The sequence below is a fragment of the Rhodococcus chondri genome, assembly GCF_036327435.1.
Lineage (GTDB): Bacteria > Actinomycetota > Actinomycetes > Mycobacteriales > Mycobacteriaceae > Rhodococcus > Rhodococcus chondri.
This window is the reverse complement of the sequence record NZ_JAUZMZ010000258.1, coordinates 1-4709: the sequence shown is the minus strand read 5'-3', so window position 1 is coordinate 4709 and position 4709 is coordinate 1. Positions and strand designations below refer to the sequence as shown.

Below are 4709 nucleotides of genomic sequence, written 5' to 3'. Positions count from 1 at the left end.
AGCTGCAACCACTGCCCGACCGCGGATTCGAGCCCGTTGCTGTGCCAGCCGGTGGCCGGATCACCGTCGACGACCGCGGCGGGCCCGCTGCCGACAGAGGTGCCGCCGAGCTGGGTGGCGTCCGACGCGGAACTCGACACGCTCAGGCGCGCACCTTCCCACTCGGCACGCACGAGTTCGGTATCCGGCACCGGGTAGTCCGGCACCCGATTGTGGGTCCGGCGCGGATCGTCCGCGGCGCGGATCGTCGACGAGTGATGGTCGACCTGCCCGTAATCGGTTTCGCGGTCGGTCGGGGTGTCGGTGACGGTCACCGTGTCGACGGGGAGCCCGGCCCGGGCGGCGTCGGCCGCGAGCAGTGTGGGTCCGACGCGGTCCGGTCGGCGCGCGTTGAGCCGCAGCAACGATTCGGGTCCGCCCTGCACCAGCGGCACCGACGCGGCGTCGACCACGTACGGACCGACGGGCGCGTCGGCGGGTTCGGTGACGCGGTAGATCTCGATCGCCCGGTACACGGGCCGCAGGTCGGCGTCGGCGACGAAATCCTCCGCGGGTTCGAGCTCGATATCGGGCCCGAACGCGGCGACACGCTCGAGTCCGGGAGAGCCCTCGACCGCGCGGTGCACGAGCGCCGGTCGCGCCGAGGGGGAAGTCTCCGGATCCAGGTCGTTGCGGACGACGAGATAGCCCAGGCCCTGCCCGCGGAGGGTCGCGGCGAGCCCGGGGGACGGGCGCCCGTCGGCGATGTGACGCTGCACGGCGTCGAGGGCGCGGATCGCGCCGGGCGGCACCAGCGGCACCGCGTCGCGTGACGCCCACGGGGTGGAGGCGAGGGCCTGGAGCGGTTCGTCGCGGGTGAGTCCCCAGATCTGGCTGCCGAACGGGGCGCCGGGCACGAGCAGTGCGCGCTCACCGCGGTCCGAGGTGTGTTCGTTCAGCCACTGCGCGGTCTGGTGCCAGTATTCGGGCACCTCGTCGTACGCGCCGCGCGGCGCGAGCTTGCCGGTCCATGCCAGCGACGTGGCCAGTGTCAGCGCGACGAGAACGAGCGTCGTGAACGCGACCATCGGATTGCGTTCCGGGTGGGCGAAGGCGTTGCGCGCCCGCGGCCACGACACGGAGCCGGGCAGCGGCACCCACCGCAGCAGATGCGCGAGGCCGAGCACCAGCGGGAGCCGCACGAGCGGTTCGAGTTTGTGGACGTTGCGCAGTGGCGCGCCGGTGGAGTCCAGTAACAGGCGCACCTGCTCGGCGAACGGCGAATCGAGCTGGCCGACATACCCCGCCCCGAGTCCCGCGACCCCGACGAACAGGATCAGCGTCCACCGGCCGCGCGCCGGCATCGAACGCATCGCCAACCCTGCCATGCCGGCCGCGGCCAGCAGACCGGTGACAAGCACCGCCGCGGGCTGGGTGACCAGGACCGCGCCCGCGATGCGCTCGGGCGAGACGTACGGCGTCCAGCTACTGGTGCCGCGCAGTACTTCGGCGAGCGACGTCCACTCGGTGGTGACGCCCGACGATTCGATGAAGTCGAGGAACGGCGGGCTGACGCTGCCGAGCAGCAGCAACGGCACCATCCACCACGTCACCGCGACCAAGCACAGCGGCAACCACCATGCGGTGAACCGCCACCACCGCCGGTTCGGGCGGTGCGCGACCCACCACAGGGCGGCGATGAGGCAGGCAGCGGCGGTCGCGACGGCGTTGATCGCACCCATCAGCGCCACGGCGACGGCGGACTGCGCCGCGAGTTTCCGGTGGGACACGGCGTGCGGGGTGTTCAGATACCGCACCACCGGCAGAAGTACCCACGGCGCGAGCATCATCGGGTGCGCCTCGGACGAGATGGACCCGAGAGTGGTCAGCACCCGAGGCGACAACACGAACACCGTCGCGGCGATCACCCGTGAGCTGCGACTGCCGATTCCGAGAGCCTCGGCGAGCCGCACCAGACCCCAGAAACCCACGATCAGCAGCAGCGCCCACCACACGCGCTGCGTGATCCACGGGGGAATGTGCAGGAATTGCCCGGCGGCGAAGAACGAGCCGTGCGGAAAGAAGTAGCCGTATGCCTGGTTCTGCACCTGCCCGAGTGGCGCCGCACTGCTCCACTGGTGAGCGGCGCGCGTGAGGAAACCGATCGGGTTCTGGGTCAGGTCGTATTTCGTATCGGCGACGATCAGGCCGGGGACCTGAACGAACGCCAATACGAACGCGACCGCGGCGACCGCGTACAACCACCGCCGCGACAGGGGTTCGGCGGACGGAAGCTCCGTCGCGCCTCGGTACGTGCTTGAACTCGAAGCGTTACCGGCGCCGTCAGCGGCTGCCGTACTCAACCTGGTTCAGCAGGGACGAATCGGCGTTGCCGCTGCGATCGATCTGCGGTCGCGAGTTTTCCTGCAGTGCGGCCGTCACACCGAATACCGCCACCACACCGAGCACGGCACCGACAACTACGCTGCCAAGGCCCGGTCCCAGGAACTTCCCCATACCCAACTCCCCATCGATCGTCGACGCATGACGTTTTGCTCGCGTCAAGGTATCACCCCGCGCCACCGCTCCGGATCCTGCGCTCGACGCGGTGCAGATGGCGCGTTCGACGCTGCGCAGATGGCGCGTTCGACGCTGCGCAGATGGCGCGTTCGACGCGGTGCGATCAGAGGCCGAGAGTGCCCAGCAACGTGCGCAGTTTCGCGGTGGTCTCGTCGAGTTCGGCGTGCGGATCGGAGCCGGCGACGATGCCTCCTCCTGCCCACGCGACGGCCCGCAGCCCGTCGGAACTCAGTTCGGCGCAGCGGATCGCGACGAGCCAATCGCCGTCGCCACCGGCGTCGCACCAACCGACAGCGCCGCCGTAGAAGCGGCGGTCGCCTTCGACCGCCCGGATGGTGGCCAGGGCCGCCTCGGTGGGGGTGCCCGCAACGGCGGGAGTGGGGTGCAACGCGGCCGCCACGGTGAGGGCGTCGGTGTGCGGGTCGCGCAGGGTTCCGGTGATGGGTGTGGCGAGATGCCACACGTCCGGGGTGGAGGTCAGTTCGGGGGTGGCGGGGATGTCGAGGTCGCTGCACAGCGGTGCCAGCCGCGCCCGGATCCAGGAGGTGACGAAGGCGTGCTCGGCCAGGTTCTTCGCCGACGCCAGCAACTGTTCGCCGGCCCACTCGTCGGCGACCGGGTCGTCGTCACGCGCGGCCGTCCCGGCGAGCGGACGGCATGTGACCGTGTCGCCGCGCACGCTGACCAGGAGTTCGGGGCTCGCACCGACGAGCGTGTGTCCCCAGAACCGTTCACCGGCGGCACTGAGGTCGAGGGCGTACGTGGCAGCGTCCGGGTGCCGGTCGATCATGCGGGCGGCCAGCGCGAGCGGATCGATCGGGTCGTCCGCCTCGAGCGCGACCCGTCGAGCCGCGACCACCTTGTCGAACTCGTCCAGTTCGAGGCGTTCGACGAGGGAACGCACCCGTGCGACGTGGACGCGCGGCAGCGGTATCTGGGCGGCCACGCGCACGGGTGGCAGGTCCGGCAGATCCTCCGGCGGCTTCCACGGCCCGTCGGTGACGACGATCTCTTCGGGCTGGGCCAGGGCGACGGGACGCTCGGGATCGAACGGCAGGGCCCCGGCGATCAACTCGGCCTCGTTGCGGCGCAGTGCCCGGGACGCCGAGGTGACGTCCGAGTACAGACGTCGTGTTCCGGTGGTTTGTACGGTGCGATCGGCGCGCGAGAGCAGGAAACCGTCCATGGTCTGTCGACGATATCCTTGCGCGCGACGCGGTCAGCGGCCCGGTGGCACGATCAGGACGGGCCGGTGGCTGTGGCGCAACACGTGGTCGGCCACCGACGACTGCAGCAGCGAGCGCAGTCCGGTGGTGCCGCGGGTACCGGTGACGATGATGTCGACGTCCAGTTCGTCGGCCGCCTCGATGATCGCCGCCCATACTGCGTTGACAACCTCGATGGTGCGGCCCTCGGCGTGCAGGCCCGTCGCGTTGGCCAGTTCGAGACCCTCGGCGTTGACGACCTTCGCGTCGGTGAGCGCAACGTCCTCGCTGTCCTCGTCGGGCACCCATTCGGGCTGCATGACTCCCGACAGCCCGGACATCCGCGCGGCCTGCCGCACCATCGGCTCCCACGCGGTGACCACGACCGCACGGCAGGATTCGAGGAAGCGGCCCGCGTATCGGACGGCGCGCTTGGAGTTCTCGGACCCGTCGTAGGCAATGAGGATCAGGTCTGCGGCCACGCGCACCCCCTGTGTCGTATCGGTAACGCTCGGATGCACCCTACCCGGTCGGAAGGGCGGTCGGGATGGGCGTCACGGCGTTGGGCTACCGTCGTGCACCATGCGGATCCGTCACAGCCTCGTCGTCGTCCTCGCGGCCGCGTTTGCCGCCTCGGGATGCGGCGCGGACAGCGCCGTCGACGTCGCGCCGTCGGCCTCCGACGCTCCCGCATCCTCCGAGGCCGCTTCGGACGAGGTGCTGCCGTCCCCTACGAGTTCACCCGCTCCGCCGGCGCAGCCCGAGGGGGCGAGCGCGGCGGTGTCCGCGTGCGGCGATGAACTGCTCGCCTCTCTCACCCTGCGTCAGAAGCTGGCGCAACTGCTCAATGTCGGTGTCACCGGTGCCGACGACGCGCTCGCGGCCGTGCAGTCCGAGCAGATCGGCGGGATCTTCATCGGCAGCTGGACCGACCCGGTGATGCTC

At 70.5% G+C, this 4709-nt stretch carries 4 protein-coding genes and 1 pseudogene; 1 reads left to right on the top strand and 4 read right to left on the bottom strand.

The features are described 5' to 3' along the window. The 4 genes from Q8814_RS24495 to Q8814_RS24480 all read right to left on the bottom strand — a co-directional run. Positions 1-2342: DUF3367 domain-containing protein (locus Q8814_RS24495; protein ID WP_330154567.1), on the bottom strand; the 2342-nt coding region annotated here is incomplete at its 3' end. Further along, positions 2323-2496 (bottom strand): DUF2613 domain-containing protein, encoded by a 174-nt coding sequence (locus Q8814_RS24490; RefSeq protein ID WP_330154566.1) that lies wholly within the window; start codon positions 2494-2496, stop codon positions 2323-2325. The genes Q8814_RS24490 and Q8814_RS24495, both read right to left, overlap by 20 nt. A gap of 166 nt (positions 2497-2662) precedes the next feature. Then, positions 2663-3745 (bottom strand): isochorismate synthase, encoded by a 1083-nt coding sequence (locus Q8814_RS24485; protein ID WP_330154565.1) that lies wholly within the window; start codon positions 3743-3745, stop codon positions 2663-2665. Positions 3746-3778: 33 nt separating this feature from the next. Then, on the bottom strand, positions 3779-4246 hold the full coding sequence (locus Q8814_RS24480; protein ID WP_330154564.1) for a universal stress protein: 468 nt from the start codon (positions 4244-4246) through the stop codon (positions 3779-3781). Positions 4247-4346: 100 nt separating this feature from the next. On the opposite strand from Q8814_RS24480, the pseudogene Q8814_RS24475 reads away from it, so the two are divergent. After that, positions 4347-4709: pseudogene (locus tag Q8814_RS24475) on the top strand (glycoside hydrolase family 3 protein); the annotation flags it as partial.

Excerpts from the sequence above, each read along its gene's own strand:
- Q8814_RS24485 (WP_330154565.1), bottom strand. The coding sequence starts at position 3,745 with ATGGACGGTTTCCTGCTCTCGCGCGCCGATCGCACCGTACAAACCACC.
- Q8814_RS24490 (WP_330154566.1), bottom strand. The coding sequence starts at position 2,496 with ATGGGGAAGTTCCTGGGACCGGGCCTTGGCAGCGTAGTTGTCGGTGCC.